The sequence below is a fragment of the Dickeya aquatica genome, assembly GCF_900095885.1.
Lineage (GTDB): Bacteria > Pseudomonadota > Gammaproteobacteria > Enterobacterales > Enterobacteriaceae > Dickeya > Dickeya aquatica.
The window spans coordinates 2,599,266-2,618,773 of the sequence record NZ_LT615367.1; the positions used below are offsets into that span (position 1 = coordinate 2,599,266).

14 protein-coding genes are annotated in these 19,508 nt (G+C 54.2%); 9 read left to right on the top strand and 5 right to left on the bottom strand.

Annotated features, from left to right (window positions below; genetic code table 11):
* The first annotated feature begins 7 nt into the window (after nucleotides 1-7).
* The 7 genes from DAQ1742_RS11665 (at nucleotide 8) to DAQ1742_RS11695 (ending at nucleotide 9,706) form a co-directional block, all read left to right on the top strand.
* Nucleotides 8-502: a phage tail protein gene (locus DAQ1742_RS11665; protein ID WP_035341446.1), complete on the top strand. Its 495-nt coding sequence runs from the start codon at nucleotides 8-10 to the stop codon at nucleotides 500-502.
* Nucleotides 499-1,695, top strand: a complete 1,197-nt coding sequence (locus tag DAQ1742_RS11670; RefSeq protein ID WP_035341443.1) for a contractile injection system protein, VgrG/Pvc8 family — start codon at nucleotides 499-501, stop codon at nucleotides 1,693-1,695. Before DAQ1742_RS11665 ends, DAQ1742_RS11670 begins: the two co-directional genes overlap by 4 nt.
* 96 nt (nucleotides 1,696-1,791) lie before the next feature.
* Nucleotides 1,792-1,986 (top strand): ogr/Delta-like zinc finger family protein, encoded by a 195-nt coding sequence (locus tag DAQ1742_RS11675; RefSeq protein ID WP_035341441.1) that lies wholly within the window; start codon nucleotides 1,792-1,794, stop codon nucleotides 1,984-1,986.
* Nucleotides 1,987-2,315: 329 nt separating this feature from the next.
* Entirely contained in the window at nucleotides 2,316-3,662 is a 1,347-nt protein-coding gene (guaD, locus tag DAQ1742_RS11680) for a guanine deaminase (RefSeq protein ID WP_083961022.1), read from the top strand.
* Nucleotides 3,663-3,950: 288 nt separating this feature from the next.
* Nucleotides 3,951-5,768 (top strand): sensor domain-containing diguanylate cyclase, encoded by a 1,818-nt coding sequence (locus DAQ1742_RS11685; RefSeq protein WP_067486878.1) that lies wholly within the window; start codon nucleotides 3,951-3,953, stop codon nucleotides 5,766-5,768.
* A 746-nt stretch (nucleotides 5,769-6,514) separates the two neighbouring features.
* Entirely contained in the window at nucleotides 6,515-8,062 is a 1,548-nt protein-coding gene (locus DAQ1742_RS11690) for a methyl-accepting chemotaxis protein (protein WP_035341430.1), read from the top strand.
* A gap of 351 nt (nucleotides 8,063-8,413) precedes the next feature.
* Complete coding sequence (locus tag DAQ1742_RS11695) at nucleotides 8,414-9,706, top strand: chloride channel protein (RefSeq protein WP_035341427.1); 1,293 nt, start codon at nucleotides 8,414-8,416, stop codon at nucleotides 9,704-9,706.
* A gap of 74 nt (nucleotides 9,707-9,780) precedes the next feature.
* Here DAQ1742_RS11695 and DAQ1742_RS11700 read toward each other — a convergent pair whose 3' ends face one another.
* From DAQ1742_RS11700 to DAQ1742_RS11725, 5 genes are all read right to left on the bottom strand, one after another.
* On the bottom strand, nucleotides 9,781-11,367 hold the full coding sequence (locus tag DAQ1742_RS11700) for an ABC transporter substrate-binding protein (protein WP_035345912.1): 1,587 nt from the start codon (nucleotides 11,365-11,367) through the stop codon (nucleotides 9,781-9,783).
* A 106-nt stretch (nucleotides 11,368-11,473) separates the two neighbouring features.
* Nucleotides 11,474-12,988 (bottom strand): ATP-binding cassette domain-containing protein, encoded by a 1,515-nt coding sequence (locus DAQ1742_RS20605; protein ID WP_232046465.1) that lies wholly within the window; start codon nucleotides 12,986-12,988, stop codon nucleotides 11,474-11,476.
* Nucleotides 12,975-13,838, bottom strand: coding sequence for an ABC transporter permease (locus DAQ1742_RS11715; protein WP_035341419.1), 864 nt, complete (start codon nucleotides 13,836-13,838; stop codon nucleotides 12,975-12,977). Before DAQ1742_RS11715 ends, DAQ1742_RS20605 begins: the two co-directional genes overlap by 14 nt.
* On the bottom strand, nucleotides 13,835-14,878 hold the full coding sequence (locus tag DAQ1742_RS11720; RefSeq protein ID WP_067486875.1) for an ABC transporter permease: 1,044 nt from the start codon (nucleotides 14,876-14,878) through the stop codon (nucleotides 13,835-13,837). Before DAQ1742_RS11720 ends, DAQ1742_RS11715 begins: the two co-directional genes overlap by 4 nt.
* Before the next feature lie 283 nt (nucleotides 14,879-15,161).
* The gene (locus DAQ1742_RS11725) at nucleotides 15,162-15,839 is read right to left on the bottom strand and encodes a gamma-glutamylcyclotransferase (RefSeq protein ID WP_180706127.1); all 678 of its coding nucleotides are present in this window, start codon (nucleotides 15,837-15,839) and stop codon (nucleotides 15,162-15,164) included.
* Nucleotides 15,840-16,357: 518 nt separating this feature from the next.
* On the opposite strand from DAQ1742_RS11725, the gene chaA reads away from it, so the two are divergent.
* Together chaA and dauA are read left to right on the top strand one after the other, a co-directional pair.
* Nucleotides 16,358-17,458 carry a sodium-potassium/proton antiporter ChaA gene (gene chaA, locus DAQ1742_RS11730; RefSeq protein ID WP_035341413.1) on the top strand — a complete coding sequence of 367 codons (1,101 nt, stop codon included), beginning with the start codon at nucleotides 16,358-16,360 and terminating at the stop codon, nucleotides 17,456-17,458.
* A gap of 249 nt (nucleotides 17,459-17,707) precedes the next feature.
* Complete coding sequence (gene dauA / locus DAQ1742_RS11735) at nucleotides 17,708-19,420, top strand: C4-dicarboxylic acid transporter DauA (protein ID WP_035345910.1); 1,713 nt, start codon at nucleotides 17,708-17,710, stop codon at nucleotides 19,418-19,420.
* Nucleotides 19,421-19,508 lie beyond the last annotated feature (88 nt).

Genomic DNA, 19,508 nt, shown 5'->3' on the forward strand with positions numbered 1-19,508 from the left:
AACTATCATGATGTTAACTTTAGGGCTCTTTGTATTTCACCTAAAAACATTGCCATATTCCTCACTGAAAAGAGATGTGAAATATCGATGGTCCGAAAACAACCGCTTTGGCTATCGAGCTGCATTTCAATATTTAGGTAAAGGCACGGATACAATTACCCTATCGGGGAAAATAATCCCAGAAGTTTCAGGAATAACCAGCCAATTATCGATGTTTGCCCTGGAATTTATGGCTGATTCTGGTCGAGCCTGGCCTTTAATTGAGGGAAGCGGGAAAATTTATGGTATGTTTATCGTCGATGGATTTAATTACACTAATAGTGATTTATTCTCGAACGGTAGCGCACGTAGTATTGACTTCACACTCTCTTTAAAACGAGTCGATGATTCACTCATCGATATGTTTGGTGATTTATACGGCCAGGCTAAAGAGTTATATGACAGTAAGGTTTCACCGGCACTCGCATCCATTAAAGACTCAGTGAGTAAAATATCATTATGATTGTTAATAATCGTATTGGAATCGGCACCAGTCTTGCGCCTGATGTCAAAATCACACTTGACAGATCAACTAATGAAAAAAACAATGCTTCGCCAGCTGAACATACTGAATTTAAATTACATGACAGATTAGTAAAATTATCTATTACAGATAATGCTGGCACTCAGGCTGACCAATTAACCCTTACCCTGGATGATAGTGATGGGCGGCTTTTATTACCGGAAAGAGGCCAAAAGTTAATCGTCAGCATTGGTTGGAAAAATCAACCATTAACATTGATGGGAAGCTATTGCGTCGATACGGTTAAGTATTCTGGTTATCCAACCATCCTGGATATTACCGCTCATAGCGTTGATTTTCGCGGTTCATTCACGACACCAATAGAAGCCTCCTACCATGATACTACGTTAGGCGATATCGCCCGCACCATTGCAGAAAGAAATAACCTGTTCTACTCAATCGATGAATCACTATCGAAAATTTCGATTATCAGTGAACATCAATCACGAGAGTCCGATGTGGTTTTCATTTCCCGACTGGCGAAGAAACACTCGGGAACAGCAACGGTTAAAAAAGATACGTTGATCCTATTCATTGAGGGAAAAGGTATCAGTAGCCACGGCGACACCCCGACACCCTATTCTCTTGAACGCAGTGATGGTGATAAGTTTGAATTCGAACTGGCAGACAGGCCACTTGCCAGTGCCGTAGTCGCCAATTGGCACAGCACCAGTGATGCAAAAACACATAATGTGAAGATCAGTCGTAAATATGCGGCGGAACCCCGCACAGAGACGGTGCATCCGGCGGCGAAAACACCGGAGAATAACGCATCAACTGACCAGCCAAACTACACAGCGGGTAACAAGAATAACCAACAGGCACTACAACAGACCTATGCCTCACAACAGGAGGCAATGCAAGCAGCACTGAGTCGATGGCGAGAGATACAGCGGCAAGGGGTCAAACTCTCCGTCGACCTGGCAAAGGGAGTAACCACGCTTAAACCCGGTGGACTAGTGCGGGTGAAAGGCTTTAAAAATATCATTGACGAAAAACTTTGGTCGATAAAAACCGTGGTGCATAACCTGAATGCAAAGGGTTTTTTAACTTCATTGACTCTCGAGATTGCCACTCAGGAAGTGGAATACACCATCAGTTACGATGTTAATTTGAAGCCCGTAAAAAAATAACTCCTTTTTCGAATTTGAAGTTTGCAAATTCGAATTTGAAGTGTACTATATGTGTAAGACGTTTCACTAACCCGTACACATAAGGTGATTTCAACAATGATGCATTGTCCTCTGTGCCGTCATGCCGCTCACGCCCGTTCCAGCCGCTATTTATCGGAGAACACCAAGGAGCGCTACCATCAGTGCACTAACGTAAATTGCGGCCATACCTTTGTCACCATGGAAGCGATTACCCGCTCCATCATGGTGCCAGGTAAAACCGAACCGGTTGAAAGCGAACGCCGCCCATAACTGACTCCCACTCCGCGTCACGCGTTTTTTGACTTTCTCTGACCGTCTTTCCCCGCCGCCCGGCGGGGTTTTTTATGCCATGAACACGGCGGGATATACACAAAAAGTGTTTTATCACTACTGAGCCTGCGATAAGAAAAACCTCTTATTGACGTTGGCCGCCGGTGGATTTTAGTATCAGGACGCTTTTGCTGATTTTCAGTCACTTGCGCTGGCATCACCATATCGCAAGGGAATGAATCCTGCCGTGACGAGGGTGCCCTTTCCGACCCTCAAAAATCAGACGTATTCCCCCTCGTTTTGATCTAGACGGACTCAGGAGATAACTCATGGACTCCCTCCCACACCCGATTACCGCTGCCCGGCAGCACTCGCCAGACCGCGTGCGACAAGCCTACCGTGCCAGCCTGCTGCACTTTACGGCCGACCCGCTTCACAACCCGCAGGCCACCCAGTTTATCGACGACGGGTTGCTGATTGTCTGTGATGGTTACATTGAGCAGGCCCTTCCCTACAGCCAGATGGACAATCACCGCCTCGCTTCGCTGGAGATGATTGACTATCGCGGGCATTTATTGATGCCGGGCTTTATCGATACCCACGTTCATTTTCCGCAACTGGAGATGATAGCCTCATACGGTGAGCAATTGTTATCCTGGCTGAATACCTATACTTTCCCCACCGAGCGTAAATTCGCCGATGCGCACTACGCCGGCGAGCGGGCCGACTTTTTCATCCATGAACTGCTGCGCCACGGCACCACCACAGCGCTGGTGTTTGCCACGGTTCATCCGCAGTCGGTCGAGGCACTGTTTCAGGCAGCACAGGCACAAGACATGTGCCTGATTGCAGGCAAGGTGATGATGGATAGCCATGCTCCAGATGACCTGTGCGATACGCCAGAGCAGAGCTACGCGCAATCAAAAGCGCTGATAGAAAAATGGCATCGGCGCGGGCGGCTGCACTACGCCGTCACGCCGCGTTTTGCCGCGACATCCAGCCACGAGCAACTGGCACTGGCGGGAAAACTGTTGCGGGAGTACCCGGATGTTTATCTGCACACCCATCTTGCAGAAAATAAGGACGAAATAGCCTGGGTGAAATCGCTGTTTCCCGGGCATCGTCACTACCTTGATGTCTATCACCACCACGGCCTGACGGGACGCCGCTGCGTGTTCGCCCATGCCATTCATCTGCACGGGGATGAAGTCGAGCTGCTGGCGCAAAGCCAGTCTGCCGTGGCCTTTTGCCCCTGTTCGAATCTGTTTTTAGGCAGCGGCCTGTTCCGGCTACACGCGCTTAAAGCCGCCGGCATACGCATTGGCATCGGCACGGATGTGGGGGCGGGCACCAGCCTGTCACTGCTGCAAACCCTCAGTGATGGTTACAAAGTACAACAGCTACAGGGCGAAAAACTCTCCGCGCGCGAAGGGTTTTATCAGGCCACCCTTGGCGCAGCGGCCGCCTTATCGCTGGATGATCAACTGGGCAATTTTCTGCCGGGAAAAGCGGCCGATTTTGTGGTGCTGGACTGGGCCGCCACCCCGCTACAGCACTTGCGCCAGCAGCACGCCACCTCACCGGATGACCGCTTGTTCGCCCTGATGATGCAAGGTGATGACAGAAATATCAGGGCAACTTATATAAAGGGGCGTTGTGCCTACCAACGAACCTGACGTGCCCCCTGCCTCCCGGCAGGCGGTATTAGGCAAAAAATGCCGCTGCCTGCTGGCTTAACTGAGGTGATAGCTATAATCAATACCGAATGGAAATTTTGAGATACATCGCCCTATAGGGTGATCCTTCACACAATTTATTAAAAAAAATAACGTTGTGGGCCTCACTTACCGATAACAGTCTTTGAACCACATCGGAGAAGGGTTTCAGCCAGTTGCGGAATGGCGGCACATTGGGCTGGGCATATTTGCTCACCCGCCAATCATTATTATCAGTAAGGTTTCATCATGATTCCCTCACGCCATCGCGATAACGAAAACCAGCAACAGATCCTCGAGCGCATGCTGGCTATTTTTGATGCACAGCCCGCTGAAGAAATGACGCGGCTCACGCGCATTACCCGCCGTTTTTTTCAGATTAACAGCGTGGTGATTTCGCTGGTGAATCACGAGCGGCAGTGGTTTTTATCCAGCGCCAATTTCCCCCACCAGGAACCGGCCATTGAATTTTCCTTTTGTATTCATACTGTCACGGCCAATACCCCGCTGGTCATTCCTGATACCCGTCTGGATGCACGTTTTGCCAGTAACCCATTGGTGAGCGGCCCACAGGCGATTCGGTTTCATGCCAGCTACCCGCTGCGCTCAACCACGGATGTGCCGCTTGGTGCACTGTGTCTGTACCACGATCAGCCGCGAACATTCGATGAAGAGGAACTACAACAGCTCAGCGATTTGGCGTTCATCGTGCAAACCGGGCTGCAAAAAGTGGAGATGCAGGCACGCGAAGCAATTGCGCAGGAACAGCTTTATCAGTCGGACTATATCAATCAGCAGATTTTTTCACGCGCGGCCATTGGCCTGGCGCTGGTAGCCCCTGACCAGCGCCCCCTCAAGTTCAATCCGGCTTTTTGTGACATGCTCGGTTACGATGAGGCCACATTGCTGGCCCTGCCGGTGGAAAGCGTTGTACACCCGGATGACATGCCTACCTTGAACCATGAGCACCGCTTACTTATCGACAACGACCTGTCGGAAAGCACCCAACTGCGGCGTTACGTTCGTGCCGATGGCAGCGACTTGTGGGCTCTGGTTTCCATATCTGTCCTGTTTCAGCCGGACGGCAGTAAATTCGGCCTGTTGCTGGCGCTCACTGACCTCAGCCAGCAAAAAGCCACCGAACAAACCCTGCTTGACCTCAGCCAGGAACTGGAGAAGCGGGTGGATCAGCGTACCGCTGAACTGCGCCAGCGTAATCGGTTCATTCAGGATCTTACTGACAATATCCCGGCGATGATTTCCTGCATCACACCGGATAACCGGTTGTCGTTTGCTAACCGTCACCTGCGCAAGCTGCTGGAAAAGCTGACTGGCCATAATCCCCCTTTTGAGCGCGATATTCATGAGCTGTTTCGCCCCCAGGAACTTGGCTTGTTTATGCCCAAACTGGAAGAGTCACGGCAAAAACAGCAGGCCTTATCATTCGAACATGTCCTTGATATGCCGGACGGTAACCCGATTACCTTTCACACCGAGCTGGTGCCAGCTACCTCTTTAGAATTAGGTACTTATATTCTTTCTACCGACATCACGCACCTGACAGTATTGCGCGATCAACTGGCTTTCGAGGCCAACCACGACCACCTGACCGGTTTGCCCAACCGGCGCGCAGTAATCAGTTATCTTAATCGTCAGGCCAGTAAGAAACGGCGCGGCGCACTGGCATTATTATTTTTTGATATCAATAACTTCAAAAGTTATAACGACCGGTTTGGTCACGACTTTGGCGACCGGGTTATTAAAACCTTTGCCCGACTGTTGCGCAAACATACCCGCTCGTATGATTTTATCGGCCGTTTATCCGGCGACGAATTCTTGATGATCATCCACGAACAGCGCAACCTGCTGAGTGAGATCCGCATCATTACGCAAAAACTCAAAGAGCGGATAGAGAAACCCGTTACCATTCGTAATCAGCTCATCACCTTATCAGCAAGCATCGGTCATGCCATTTTGCCTAAAGGGGTGCCACTGGATGCCAATGCGCTCATTCGCCAGGCCGACACCGCCATGTACCGTGCCAAACGCCGCCACATGCTGGGTTAATGCCCGAGACTCTTGCACGAATACCTCTGCCTGCATGAATTAAGGTGCAGGCAGTTGCTTTAGCCACATCGGCGGTTGAGATGATTGTGCATCGCCAGAGAGCACGCGATAAGAACTATTTATACTAATATGTTTCATTGATTATTCTTTATTCGTTGCATTATTCGAAAATAATAAAATACCGGCCAGAGATTAACGTAAAGAGATACGCGCCCTTTAGTCACACGGTTTTCACTATTTAGCTATTCACAACATTATTTCGCTATATATGTTTTTCTCGTGATGAGAGTCACATTTTAAAGAGTATCTCTTTTTGATTGCCGATGGGTTTTAGCGGCATCCCTGACAGCACATACCCTCATGCCGTGCGGGTGACGCCCGGCCGTGTTTATTAAATGTTATTTTTTAATTATAAGATTGTGATGGCGAATAGTTATTTTGATTTGAAAATGAAATTCCCCATACAAGTGCTAGATTTAAAATAACCACAATAAAAAAGGCCTCATCACTACTGGTGCTGCAAATGATTCGCACGAATGATGGCGGATGTTTCACCATAGCGTACACACAGCAATGATTTCGCTCGCCGGTTGATGCCTGTCAATAAAGAGGTGGTTGCATTAAGCACAGGTTATGTTGCTGTATTCGCCCCTTTCGATAATCGATGACGAATAACGACTGTGCTGTCTGTTTTCAAATCGCAATACCTGATGTCCAGACTAAAATAATCTTTAAGAGGACTTGAAATGCGTAATAATCAGCCAGTCACACAGCGGGAATACATTTTTGACAAGGATGCGACACTCATGTCAGTTACTGACGTGAACAGCCATATTGTGTACGCGAACGATGCATTCATTGAAGTCAGTGGCTTTCACCCTGACGAAATCGAAGGTCAGCCACATAATTTTGTCCGTCACCCGGATATGCCCGTCGAAGCGTTTCGTGATATGTGGGAGACGCTAAAACATCAGGAGCCGTGGACGGCACTGGTGAAGAACCGCCGCCAAAATGGCGATCACTATTGGGTGCGGGCAAACGCCGTCCCTATCGTGCGTCAGGGGCGGACAACCGGATATATGTCGGTGCGAACCCAGCCTGCTCGTCAAGAGGTTGAGGCGGCGGAAAAGCTGTATCAAACCATGCGTGAGGATACCCGCGGTAAACTCAAATTGCATAAAGGCGTGCTGTTTAAACGCGGCCTGACCGGCCTTTTCTCTCGCTTTCGTTTGATCTCCATGCGCTGGCGACTGCGCGGTATTATGGTGCTGGCGACACTCATCAGTTACTTCACATTCTGGGCTATTCATGGCGATTTCGACTCGGATTTCTACATTTCCAGCGCATTTATGACGGGCATGATGCTGGTGCTTGATGCACTGCTGGAGTGGCAGTTGATAAGCCCGATTGAACGGGTCAAACAGCAGGCGCTGGATATCGCCACCGGTAACACTAACACCATCCAGTATGAAGATAGAGCGGATGAAATTGGCGCGATTCAACGCTCTATCGGCCAGTTAGGGTTAATGTTCCGCTGGCTGGTGGATGATATCAGTATGCAGGTGTTGAGTATTCGCTCCGCCAGTGATGAGCTGGCTCACGGCAGTGAAGACATGAACAGCCACGCCGAACGCACCGCAGCCAACGTGCAACAGACGGCGGCGGCGATGAACGAAATCAACACCACGGTACAGACCAATACCACAACCACCAGTGAAGCCAGCAAGCAGGCCGCCACCGCCAGCAATGCCGCCATCAGCGGCGGTAAGGTCATCAACGAAATGGAAAAGACCATGGACAGCATCGTCGCCAGTTCGGAGAAAATTGCCGGCATTACCTCCATCATTGATAACATTGCGTTTCAGACCAATATTCTGGCCCTGAACGCCGCCGTGGAAGCCGCCCGCGCCGGTGAGCAAGGTAAAGGCTTCGCCGTGGTGGCCGGTGAAGTGCGCAGCCTGGCGCAGCGCAGCGCCAGTGCCGCAGGTGAAATCAAGCAGTTGATTGAAGCAAGCGTTGCGCAGGTGCGCTACGGCTCCAGCCATGTCCGTGAAGCGGGAGATAGCACACAGGATATCGTCTCGCGGGTGAACAGCGTCAGCCAGTTGATAGCCCACATAGCTGACTCGACCAAAGAGCAGACCGTCGGTTTATCTGAAATCGGCCGGGCCGTCGAGGAACTCGAGCAGATAACCCAACAAAACGCCACGCAGGTCAACACCTGTGCGCTGGCATCAGACCAACTCAAGCAACAGGCCCACCGTCTGGAACAAGCGTTGCACGTATTTCGATAATGCCCCGGCCGGGATGCGCCCTGAGAACCACGGGGCGCGCCCGGCCTTCATCCACCCTATTTTGTTATCCGGGGATTTCTGTTATCAGTAAGGCCCCAGCAGCCATTCCCCTATGCCGTTCGCGGCACCGAAACGAAAAAAACCACAGGGTGAGTTCAATACATAATCACGATACCTATTGCTGGTGACAGGGTTTCAGGCTCTGGCGCGGGCATTATTCGGGCAGATGGCGGCTTAGAGACACTTGGTTGAGGTAGCATCCGTAACATGACAGCCTCGCACCGTTTGCGGTTCTTTAGCGGCAGACCTGAATGCCTGTCTGACCACATTCTTTATTCGAGGCGCATGGTTATGTCTGATGTGATTATCTCCCCGCGTTTACGCCTCGTGAGCGCGTTACGTATGCTGGCGGCACTGGTTCTCACCGGGCTCCTGTCCGGCCTTGGCGGTATGCTGCTGGCGCTGTTGTTACACACCGTACAGCATCTGGCTTACGGCTACAGCCTGACACAGGTCATCAGCGACGAGAGCTTTTTACAGGGCGTGACGCAGGCGCACCCCTTACGCCGTTTTTTGGCCTTGCTGGGCTGTGGTGCGCTTGCCGGTATCGGCTGGTACGCGCTGTCTCGCTACGGGCGCAAGCGGGTCAGTATTACGGCTGCATTGCAGGCAGATAAACCCCGAATGCCGCTGGCAGAAACGGTTATCCACGCGTTGTTGCAAATCATCACGGTGGCGCTGGGGTCGCCTCTGGGCCGAGAAGTCGCGCCACGGGAGCTCGGCGCACTTGCTGCCTGCCGCCTGAGCCACTGGCTAAAACTCTCGTCAGAGGACACCCGGCTGTTAATTGCCTGTGGGGCCGGCGGCGGGCTGGCAGCGGTTTATAATGTCCCTCTGGGGGGAGCGCTGTTCGTGCTTGAAGTCATGCTGGCGCGCTTTCATCTCAAAGCCAGCCTGGCGGCGCTGTTTACCTGCGCACTGGCGGCGTTAGTCGCGCGTTTCGGGTTAGGCAATGAATACCAATATCACCTGACGATGACACTGAATGTCTCGCGTGATTTGCTTGTCTGGGCGGTGCTGACCAGCCCGATTTTTGGGCTGGCGGCCACCGCATTTGTGCGCATCACGCGGCAGGCGCGTCAGCAGGCTCCCCGGCACGCCCGTCTGATCCTGACCAATTTGCTTAATTTTGCCCTGCTCGGCCTGCTGGTGGTTATCCTGCCGCAACTGGCTGGCAACGGTAAGGGGCCTGCCGAGCTGAGTTTTACCAGCCAGCTTCCGGCCTTTCTGGCGCTGGTGGTGTTGGTCTGCAAAGTGTTTATCCAGTGGAGTAGCCTGCGCGCAGGGGCTCACGGTGGCTTACTCACACCGGGACTGGCGAACGGAGCCTTGCTGGCGCTGGTGTTAGGAGCCGCCTGGTCGCTACTCTTCGCGCATAACCCGCCCGGTGCCTACGCAGTGATTGGGGCAGCGGCGTTTTTGGCCGCCTCAATGAATATGCCGCTGACCAGCCTGGTGCTGATCATGGAGCTTACGCGCCTTCAGGAAGATTTTATTGTGCCGATTGCACTGTGTATCACCGGTGCCGTAGTCACACGAAAATGGCTTGAGCAACACAGTGCGTTGTTTAGCCACACCCGATAGCAAACGGCCGCAGCCGCCACTGCGGCTCCGTGAGAAGACGGGATAATACCGGTCTGACGGAGCTACCGGTTTTTCTATTTGAGAGCCTCTTTCTCTATCTCATCAAAATAGAGCATGGAGTTAGCGATACTCTGGCGCACATTCAGCACATGATTACGCACCGCAACCAGCCGCTTTCCCTGCAACATAACAACGAAGGGCGAGTTCTCTCTTATTGCCTGCTGGAGCTGTAAATACAGTTCCCGGCGCAGCTGCGGGTCACGCTCTGCCGAGGCTTTACGCGTGAGCTGACTCAGCTCCGGCGTGACCCAGCCCAGGCGGGCTGCCAGTGTGTTCGGGCCCCCAGGCAGATTGTAGGCAAAGGCGCTGGCATTGCTGTTGGGGTCAATATAATCCGGCCCCCAGTAGGTCAGAACGGCCTGAAAACGCCCACTGCGCATGCGTGTCCACAGTTCGCTTTCCACAACAACCTGTACATCAATACGAATATCGGCCTGAGCAAAACTGTCTTGCAGTGCCTGAGCAACTTCCACATAAGGCGGTTGATTCGCCACCAGCAGGGTGAAGCGGCTGCCTGCGGCGATCCCGGCTTGTGCCAAAATTCGTTTCGCCTTCTCGACATCAAGATGAAAGGGTTTGTCTCTGGCTGCCGCCTCGAAACCCCGCGGCAGGAAATTCTGCTGCACCTGATACTGGTGTTTCAATAACCGATGGGCGATGCCGGTGTAATCCACCAGCCAGCGTGCCGCCTGCCAGAATGCCGGATGGCCAAGAAAAGCGGCGCTGCTGTCCTGAGTGTTGAACCCCAGATAGTAAATTTTCGCCCCCTCGGCCACATTGACGTTCACTCCCGGCTGATTTTCGAGCGCACTGAACGGGTCTGCACCCAAATCATAGGCAATATCCACGTCGCCTTGCAGCAACAGCAACCGCCGCACACCGGGGTCTGTGACATCTTTCAAAATGACCTGTGCCAGCCGGGGCGGACGGCTGGCATAGGGGTTACTCTCCAGCAACAGCGCCTGCTGCGGGAGATAGTGCCGAATCTGATAGCTGCCGCTGCCAGCTGAATGCGTTTTCAGCCACGCATTCCCAAAGTCGTCTGCCTGGTTATGCTGTAGCAGCACGTTGCTGTCCACCACGCGCGCCACCGGGGAGGACAGCAGATACAGCACCCGCTCACTGCCAAGGTTGCCGCTCCAGCGCAATTCCAGTTGGTGCTCGTCAATTTTGCGCACCTGCTCATCGATATTCTCAGCCCGCCACCCCAGTTCATTGAGAATAAACACCGGTGTCTTGTTGAGTTTTATCGCCCGACGCAATGAGTAGACAACATCATCTGCCAGCACCGGATTACCGGAGGCAAACACGGCGTTCGGGTCAAGGGTAAAAATCAGGCTATGCGGATCGCGCCCTTCATGCCAGGACAAGGCTAAATCCGCCGCCAGCGCGGTCGGCTGCGTGCGGTCGCTTTTCACCAGCCCCTGATAAAGCGCGTCCAGACAACTGTTGCTGATGGTTTCGAAACTCTCCGCCGGATCAAAACTGATAATGCCATTAAGCGAAATGGCAATGACCAGCGTATTATCCGGCGTTACCGCCCTGACCGGTGCGACCCCCAGCCATGTTATTATCAGCGCTATAGCTGCCCATGCCTTCATCATGACTTTTTCCTGTCTATCCTGACTGATATCGACGCCTTCGCAGGCACACTCCCTGGTGCTGCCACCAATGTTGCCTTAGCCGCTGTGACGGAGTGAAGTTTGCTCACAGGCGCTGCACACGCCCGTTTTTCAGCCAAATCAGCTGGTCACACATGTGGTGCACCACATGGCAATCATGGCTGACCAGAATAATCGTCAACCCCTCCTGCTCACGCTGCACGTTCAGCAGATTAAGCACCTGCGCCTGCCTCAATGTGTCGAGCGCAGAGGTCGCTTCATCAAGCAGCAGCAATTTCGGTCGCAGCAATAACGCGCGCAATAGCGCCACTCGCTGACACTGTCCAGCGGATAACTGATGGGGATAACGGGTCAGCAGTGACAACGGCAAACCAAGCGGGTCGGCAAGTCGCGCGATTTGCCCGTTAATGCCCTGCTCTCCTAGCCGTCGCAGCGGCTCACACAGCGTTTTATAAACGCTGTGACGGGGATGCAGTGACGCATAAGGCTCCTGAAAAACCATTTGTACCTGACAACGCAGCGCGCTGCCAAAGGGCTTTCCGGGCACAATGCGACACCCGAGCAGCGTCATCACACCTGACCAGTACGCATTTAATCCCGCCAGTGTCCACAGCAGCGACGATTTCCCGCTGCCTGACTCCCCGGCAATACCCAGACATGCGCCCTGAGCCAGACTAAAACTGGCATCCTCTATGACCTGATGCCGCCCCCTCTGCTCACCATACGCCACACACAGTTGCTGCACCACGACCGCCATTGCGTTACTCATGCCACGCCTCTTGCGGTTGCGGGCCGAGCGGTTGCCCGCGGGTATGCCCCCCGGGCGGGATTGCCACAGTGCCTGAGTATAGGGGTGTGTGGCTTGCGGTAACTGCGAGGCAGGGAGTTCATCCACCCACTGCCCTCGCTGCATCACCATGATTCGGGTGCAGTGGTGCATCACCAGTGGCAGATCGTGGCTTATCAACAGCAACCCCATACGATGCTCATGCAGCAGGTGATCCAGCAGCGACAGCACCTGTACCCGGGTTTCTCTATCGAGCGCGAAGGTCCGCTCATCAATAATCAATAAATCTGGCCGGGTGATCATCGCCATTGCCAGCATGGCACGCTGCGCCATGCCACCGGATATCTGGTGCGGATAACATTGCAGGACGTCACCCGACCCTGTCAGGCCCACGGCATTGAGCCCCTCCAGCACACGCTCGCGCCGCTCGCGCCGGGACAGCGAAGTATGCAACCGCAGTGGCTCCTCAACCTGCCAGCCTATCGTGCGCATCGGATTCAGCGCCTGTTTCGGGCCTTGCATCACCATGGCAATACGCCGTCCCCGCCACTGCCGCCACTGCCGGGGGGTGAGCTGCATGACATCCTGCCCGGCAAGCGCCAACCGGTCAGCCTGCATACGGCATGAAACCGGCAACAGCCCCATCAGCGCGCAGGCCAGCAACGACTTACCGGCACCTGACTCTCCCACCAGCGCAACCCGTTCACGCTGCATCGTAAACGATAAGCCCGACACCAGGGGCGCAGCATCAGGCACATCGCTGTAAATACACAGGTTTTCGACTTCCAGCAGCAGCGGTTCAGCCTTTGTCATAGCGCGGGTCCAGTCGATCACGTAATGCGTTGCCCAGCAGGTTAAACAGTAAACTGGTGAAAAAAATCGCCACGCCGGGTACGGTAGCCACCCACCATTGTTCGAACATCACGCTGCTGCCATCGGCAACCATCGCCCCCCATTCAGCCATCGGTGGCGGGGCTCCTACACCCAGGAAACCCAGACCCGCGGCAGCCAGAATCATGTTGCCGGGCATCATCGCCGCCCGGGTCAGCGCGCCGGGCAAACACAATGGTAATACGTGCCCATACATCAAGCGCCATCCATCAATACCTTGCATACGGGCAGCGGCCAGAAAATCACTGCGCCGCAACGCCATCACCTCGGCCCGGGCCTGTCGGGCAAATTGCGGCCAGGCCGTTAAGGCCAGGGCCAGCGCACAATGCCATATTCCCGACCCCATCACCGCAACCAGGGCCAGCGCAATCACCAGTCCGGGCAGGGCCAGCGCAATATCTGTCAGGCGCATCAAGACCCGGTCTACCCATCCGCCCAGATATCCGGCTCCAATGCCAACCACCAACCCGACAGGAATGGTTATCACCAAAATCAGTGTGACCATCATTAATGCTGGCCGGGTACCATAAATCACTCTGGAGAGCACATCACGGCCAAAACCATCGGTTCCCAGCCAGCAGGACGCACCGGGCGGATGCAACCGGTGCATCACGTTTTGTACGTAAGGGTCAGCCGGAGCAAGCCAGGGCGCGAAGAGAGCCACCAACACCAACAGCGCCAGCAACATCAGGCAGACGTTCAGGCCGTTCACCACCCGATGCCAGGTTCGGTGTGCAGCGCGGGTGCGATGCAGCGGCGACAAATATCTCATCGTGTTCGGGGATCCAGCAAAAAAATCAACGCGTCCGCCAATGCATTAAGCACAATGAAACAGACACCAATCAGCAGTGTTGCACCCAATACTGCCGGAATATCGGCAGCAAAGAGCGCGGTAGTCAGGTAACGCCCGACCCCCGGCCAGGAAAATACGGTTTCCACCAGGATAGTCCCTTCCAGCAAACTGGCGTAAGAGAGCATGAGCACGGTTATCATCACCGCATGAATGTTTGGCAAAACATGGAACAGCAGGATACGCAGCGGGCTGGCCCCCAGCGCACGCGCCAGCATCACATACTCCTTGCCACACTCTTCCAGAATAGCGGTGCGCAGCATTCGGGCAATACCGGCCATTGAGACCAGGCCCAATACACAGGCTGGCAGCCACAGATGCGCCAGCGCATTGCGCAACAGCGCCGGATTACCGCTTCGCCAACTGTCCAGCAGGATAAATCCCGTCGGCCACTCCACACTGTATTGGTAAATATCATCAACCCGTCCCGGCCCCGCAGACCAGTGCAGGCGGGCATAAAACAGCCACAGACACAGTAAACTTATCCAAAACACCGGCACGGAGTAGCCTATCAGCGCAATAAAACGCATCAGGTGATCCACCAGGCCGCCGGGCTTGAGCGCCGAGATCAAGGCCAGGGTTACTCCCCCGACGAATCCGATAATGATTGCGCAATTGGCCAGTTCAAAGGTGGCGGGAAACGTGCGCAGTAAATCCTGCAATACCGGCTGCGCAGTGGTGCGGGATACACCGAAATCGCCCTGTAATAACGCGCTGAGATAATGCCAGAATTGCGCTGACAACGATTGATCCAGCCCCAGTTGTTGACGAATCTGCTGGTACGTTGCCTCACTGGCGTGTTCGCCCGCCACCGGGAGTGCCGGGTCAATCGGTGCCAGATGGGTGAGCAGGAAGGTAAAAAACAGCAAGCCGAACAGCGTCAGGCATAATGACACCACACCACCCAGCATCCGGCCGGGACGAAACACCGCTCCCCATCGCTGTTGGAAAAATAAATTCATTGACGCAGGCCTTGTTGCCAGAACGGCAACCCTGGGACGTGACACGTTGGCAGCATGGTATCACCACTGCCCGTCGTCCGGTATAGACAACGAAACCGTATTACCCACTATCCGGTACCTGCGCATAGCAGGAAAAATCGCCTTGAAAGCCCGCCACCTGAAGGCTGTATCAGCCGGACTGCCGTGAGCCCAGGAAAGGCTCCCCCAAACCAGCGCCAGTCACCTCTGAGCGCTGAACATCAGGCGCGATACACAGCCACCGTTGCTGGCGGTCTTGCGCCTTTCAGGGACAATCGGCGGAAAAACCACCCTGCAACTCCCGCACCCGCTGCGCCAGTTCCGTCAGGCTGGCATCCGCCATGCCGTAATGCTGCAACTCTTGCTCCAGCGCAAACAGGTATTGTGCATTAGTTCCGAGCGGCCCGCTGGCACGCGCAATGAGTGGGGCAATGCTATGAACACAGGTGTCGGCTTCCAGCAGCGGGTGATCCGGGTTGGTGACAAACACCAGCGCAGTCAGCGGCTCGCCGCCGTGTCGCCGTAATTCACACCATAACGGGCGGTAACAGCCGGTGAGCATTTCACGCTTCCATAACAGTTCCAGCTCTTCATGCAAGGAGCGCTCCGGCAACCGGTACGCCCAGCCCGGTGGTTTCTCCCCAGGCTTTAAGCCCAGCATCCGGCCTGGCTGACTGTGTGTACCGCGCCCGGCAGTCAGGCGCAAACAAAACGTGCGATGCCAGCCGGTTAGGGTGGCCACGCACACCTCTTCTGCATCAAACACCGGATTCCACATTAATGAGCCGTAACCAAATACCCACACAGGGCTTTGATCAGGGCGAGAGGCGAGAGTACACGCCAGCGAGGCGGCACGTTGCTGAGGGGTCAGCAATAAGGATTCATCAATCTTGCCAAACGAGGTTTTACAATCTGCTTTTTGCAAAAAATCACGCGTCAACACTGCCTACTGCCCTCACCAAAAACATGCTCGTTCTCTGACGATACCGTCAGCGTTTATTCTGACCGATATTCAACCCTGTAATCAACGCAGGTATTGCTTATTTCTACGGCAAAAAATCGCTAATCTTTACCAGAAAGGTGAAATACATAATCTCGGGCTGAGGTGACCGGTCGCCCGCTATCCGTGTCAGGCGCACGAATATTGATGCAATAATGTCAAATTTTGTAAAAATCGACATTTGGTTTGATTAAAATAACCAAAACCGTAAAAATACAATAAAAATAACATATTAAAACAATTTAAAGCGTTAATTACCCTTAAAGAAATAAAAAATAAATCATAAAAAACAAAATGATAAAATCAAATAAAAATTAAAAAACATAAAACCAGAAAAAGATAAATCACCCCCGCATTAACAGATGAAAAAATCAGGACTAAAGGTATTCTGGCAGTACATTTGCCAAAATACGATGAATATTCAGGCAACAGTCAGCCACGATGATTAAGGAGCGCCAATCATGCCAATCTCCTCGGAGTCGGTAAAAACCCGCCACCATGAATACACTCTGCTGTTTCCGCTGCTGGCGCTACTGGTGCTCGCGCTGTGGGGCGACAGCCGCACACTGGTTGCCATGCTGGGCATCAACCTGCTGGCGCTAATAGGCATTCTGGCAAGCGCATTTAGCGTCGTGCGCCACGCCGACGTGCTGGCCCATCGGCTTGGTGAGCCTTATGGCTCACTTATCCTGAGCCTGTCAGTCGTGATTTTGGAAGTCAGCCTGATTTCCGCACTGATGGCAACCGGTGATGCGGGCCCAACGCTGATGCGCGATACGCTCTACTCCATCATCATGATAGTCAGCGGCGGCCTGGTGGGTTTTGCACTGCTGTTGGGCGGGCGAAAATTCGCCACCCAATACGTTAATTTGGGTGGTATCAAGCAGTATTTAATGGCCATTTTCCCGCTGACGGTACTGGTGCTGGTGTTCCCTGCCGCGCTACCAGAAGGCAATTTTTCTGTTACGCAATCCATTATTATTGCGCTTATTTCCGCCATGATGTACGGCGTATTCCTGCTTATTCAGACGCGAACACACCAAAGCTTGTTTGTTTATGAGCATGAAGATGAGGGCGATGACGGCGACCCGCATCACGGCAAACCCTCGGCCCACAGCTCGCTTTGGCACGCAGGCTGGCTGCTGGTGCATCTGGTGGCGGTTATCAGCGTCACCAAAATGGACTCGCCACAACTTGAAGGGTTACTGGAAGCGATGCATGCACCGGCACAGTTCACCGGCTTTCTGGTGGCGCTGTTGATTCTCTCACCCGAAGGACTGGGCGCGATTACTGCGGTGTTGCGTAATCAGGTACAACGTGCCATGAACCTGTTTTTCGGCTCGGTGCTGGCAACCATTTCACTGACGGTGCCCGCCGTTACGCTGATAGCCACGCTCACCGGCCGCACGCTCGATTTTGCACTCGACCTGCCGCACATTGTGGTGATGCTCACGGTGCTGGTGCTGTGCCATATCTCATTTTCCACCGGGCGTACCAATGTGCTGAACGGCAGCGCACATCTGGCGTTATTCGTCGCCTATCTGATGACTATCATGCTCTGAGTGGCTGGCCGGTGTGGTTATCCACACCATCGGCCCATTCGCCGATAACTGGGGGGTAAAAAAGCGCTTTTCCCTTGATTTACCGCTGGATCTGCATTGAAAAACAGGCGTATGGTATCGGCGTTGAACGGTACCGCTGGCCGGGCTGAACAGGCTCACCGCCTGATGCTACGCGCTGCGGGTATTCGCTCTGGCCGTGACGGGCCGCTATCGACCCGCCTGTTTTTCATTGCCTGGTCTTGTTTTTCCATGAAATCACACCGAATTAACGGTATCAGACCGTTCAGTGCGCTAATTGAAGCCTGCTGGCGGGAAAAATACACGCTGCCTCGTTTCATCCATGATGTTATTGCCGGTATTACCGTCGGGATTATCGCCATTCCGCTGGCCATGGCGCTGGCGATCGCCAGTGGCGTTCCGCCGCAATACGGCCTTTATACGTCAGCCATTGCCGGGCTGGTGATTGCCCTTAGCGGCGGCTCGCGTTACAGCGTATCCGGCCCGACCGCTGCATTCGTAGTCATTCTTTACCCCGTCTCTCAGCAATTTGGCCTCTCCGGGCTGCTGCTCGCGACCCTGCTCTCCGGCGTCTTCCTGCTGCTGATGGGCATGTGCCGACTGGGGCGGCTGATTGAGTATATTCCGCTACCGGTAACGCTGGGCTTTACCTCGGGTATTGCCATTACGATAGCGACCATGCAGGTAAAAGACTTTTTCGGCCTGACGCTTGCCCATGTGCCTGAACATTACACCGACAAGGTGGTGGCACTGGTAAACGCACTCCCCACGCTGAATACTGGTGACACATTAATAGGTGCGACCACGCTGCTGGTGCTGATTGTCTGGCCAAAATTCGGCATCCGCGTGCCAGGGCACCTGCCCGCGCTGCTGGCAGGAACCGCCGTAATGGCGGCGCTGTCATCGGTGCAGATCAACGTCGCGACCATTGGTTCCCAGTTCAGCTACCTGCTGGCCGATGGCTCGCGTGGGCAAGGGATCCCAGCTATCCTGCCGCAGTTTGTCCTGCCGTGGCAGCTACCGGCCGCCGATGGTCATCCCGCCGTGCTCGACTGGCACACCGTGTCGCAATTGCTGCCTGCGGCGTTTTCGATGGCGATGCTCGGTGCGATTGAATCACTGCTGTGTGCGGTGGTGCTGGATGGCATGACCGGTCGTAAACATCATCCCAGCAGTGAGCTCCTCGGGCAGGGTTTCGGTAACCTCATTGCCCCATTTTTCGGTGGCATTACCGCCACCGCCGCTATCGCCCGTTCGGCCGCCAATGTGCGCGCCGGGGCCAGCTCGCCGATGGCGGCCGTGATTCATGCGCTGCTGGTGCTGCTGTCGTTGCTGGTGCTGGCTCCCTGGCTTTCCTACCTGCCGCTCTCGGCAATGGCTGCTTTGCTGTTACTGGTCGCCTGGAACATGAGTGAAGCGCATAAAGTGGTGGATATTCTGCGCCGCGCGCCGCGCGATGACATTCTGGTGCTCCTGCTGTGCATGACGCTCACCGTGCTGTTCGACATGGTGATTGCCATCACCGTGGGTATTGTATTGGCCTCATTGTTGTTTATGGGTAACGTCGCACGCATGACCCGCCTTAGCGAACTGCCGGGCACCCTTCCCGACCACCGTCTGGTGCTGCGCATCAATGGGCCGCTGTTTTTTGCCGCCGCCGAGCGCCTGTTTAGCGAGTTAATGGAGCGGGCGGCCCCCTATCCAACCGTGATTTTACAATGGGATGCCGTCTCGGTGCTCGATGCAGGCGGGCTCAATGCCTTTCGGCGGTTTGTCGAATTACTGCCAGCGGAGAAACAGCTGATTATTACCGATATTCCATTCCAGCCGTTAAAGACGCTGGCACGGGCCAATATTTCGCCCATCGCCAATCGGCTGGTGTTTTGCGCTACGCTGGAACAAGCGCTCAATGACACACAAGTCGATGCCGAGCGCGATATCTGAATCGCACCGGAGTCGCTACCGGCTCCGGTGGTCATACAATGACAGCGGCTACCCCGTGACAGCCAGCCATCAGGCACGCCGGGATGGT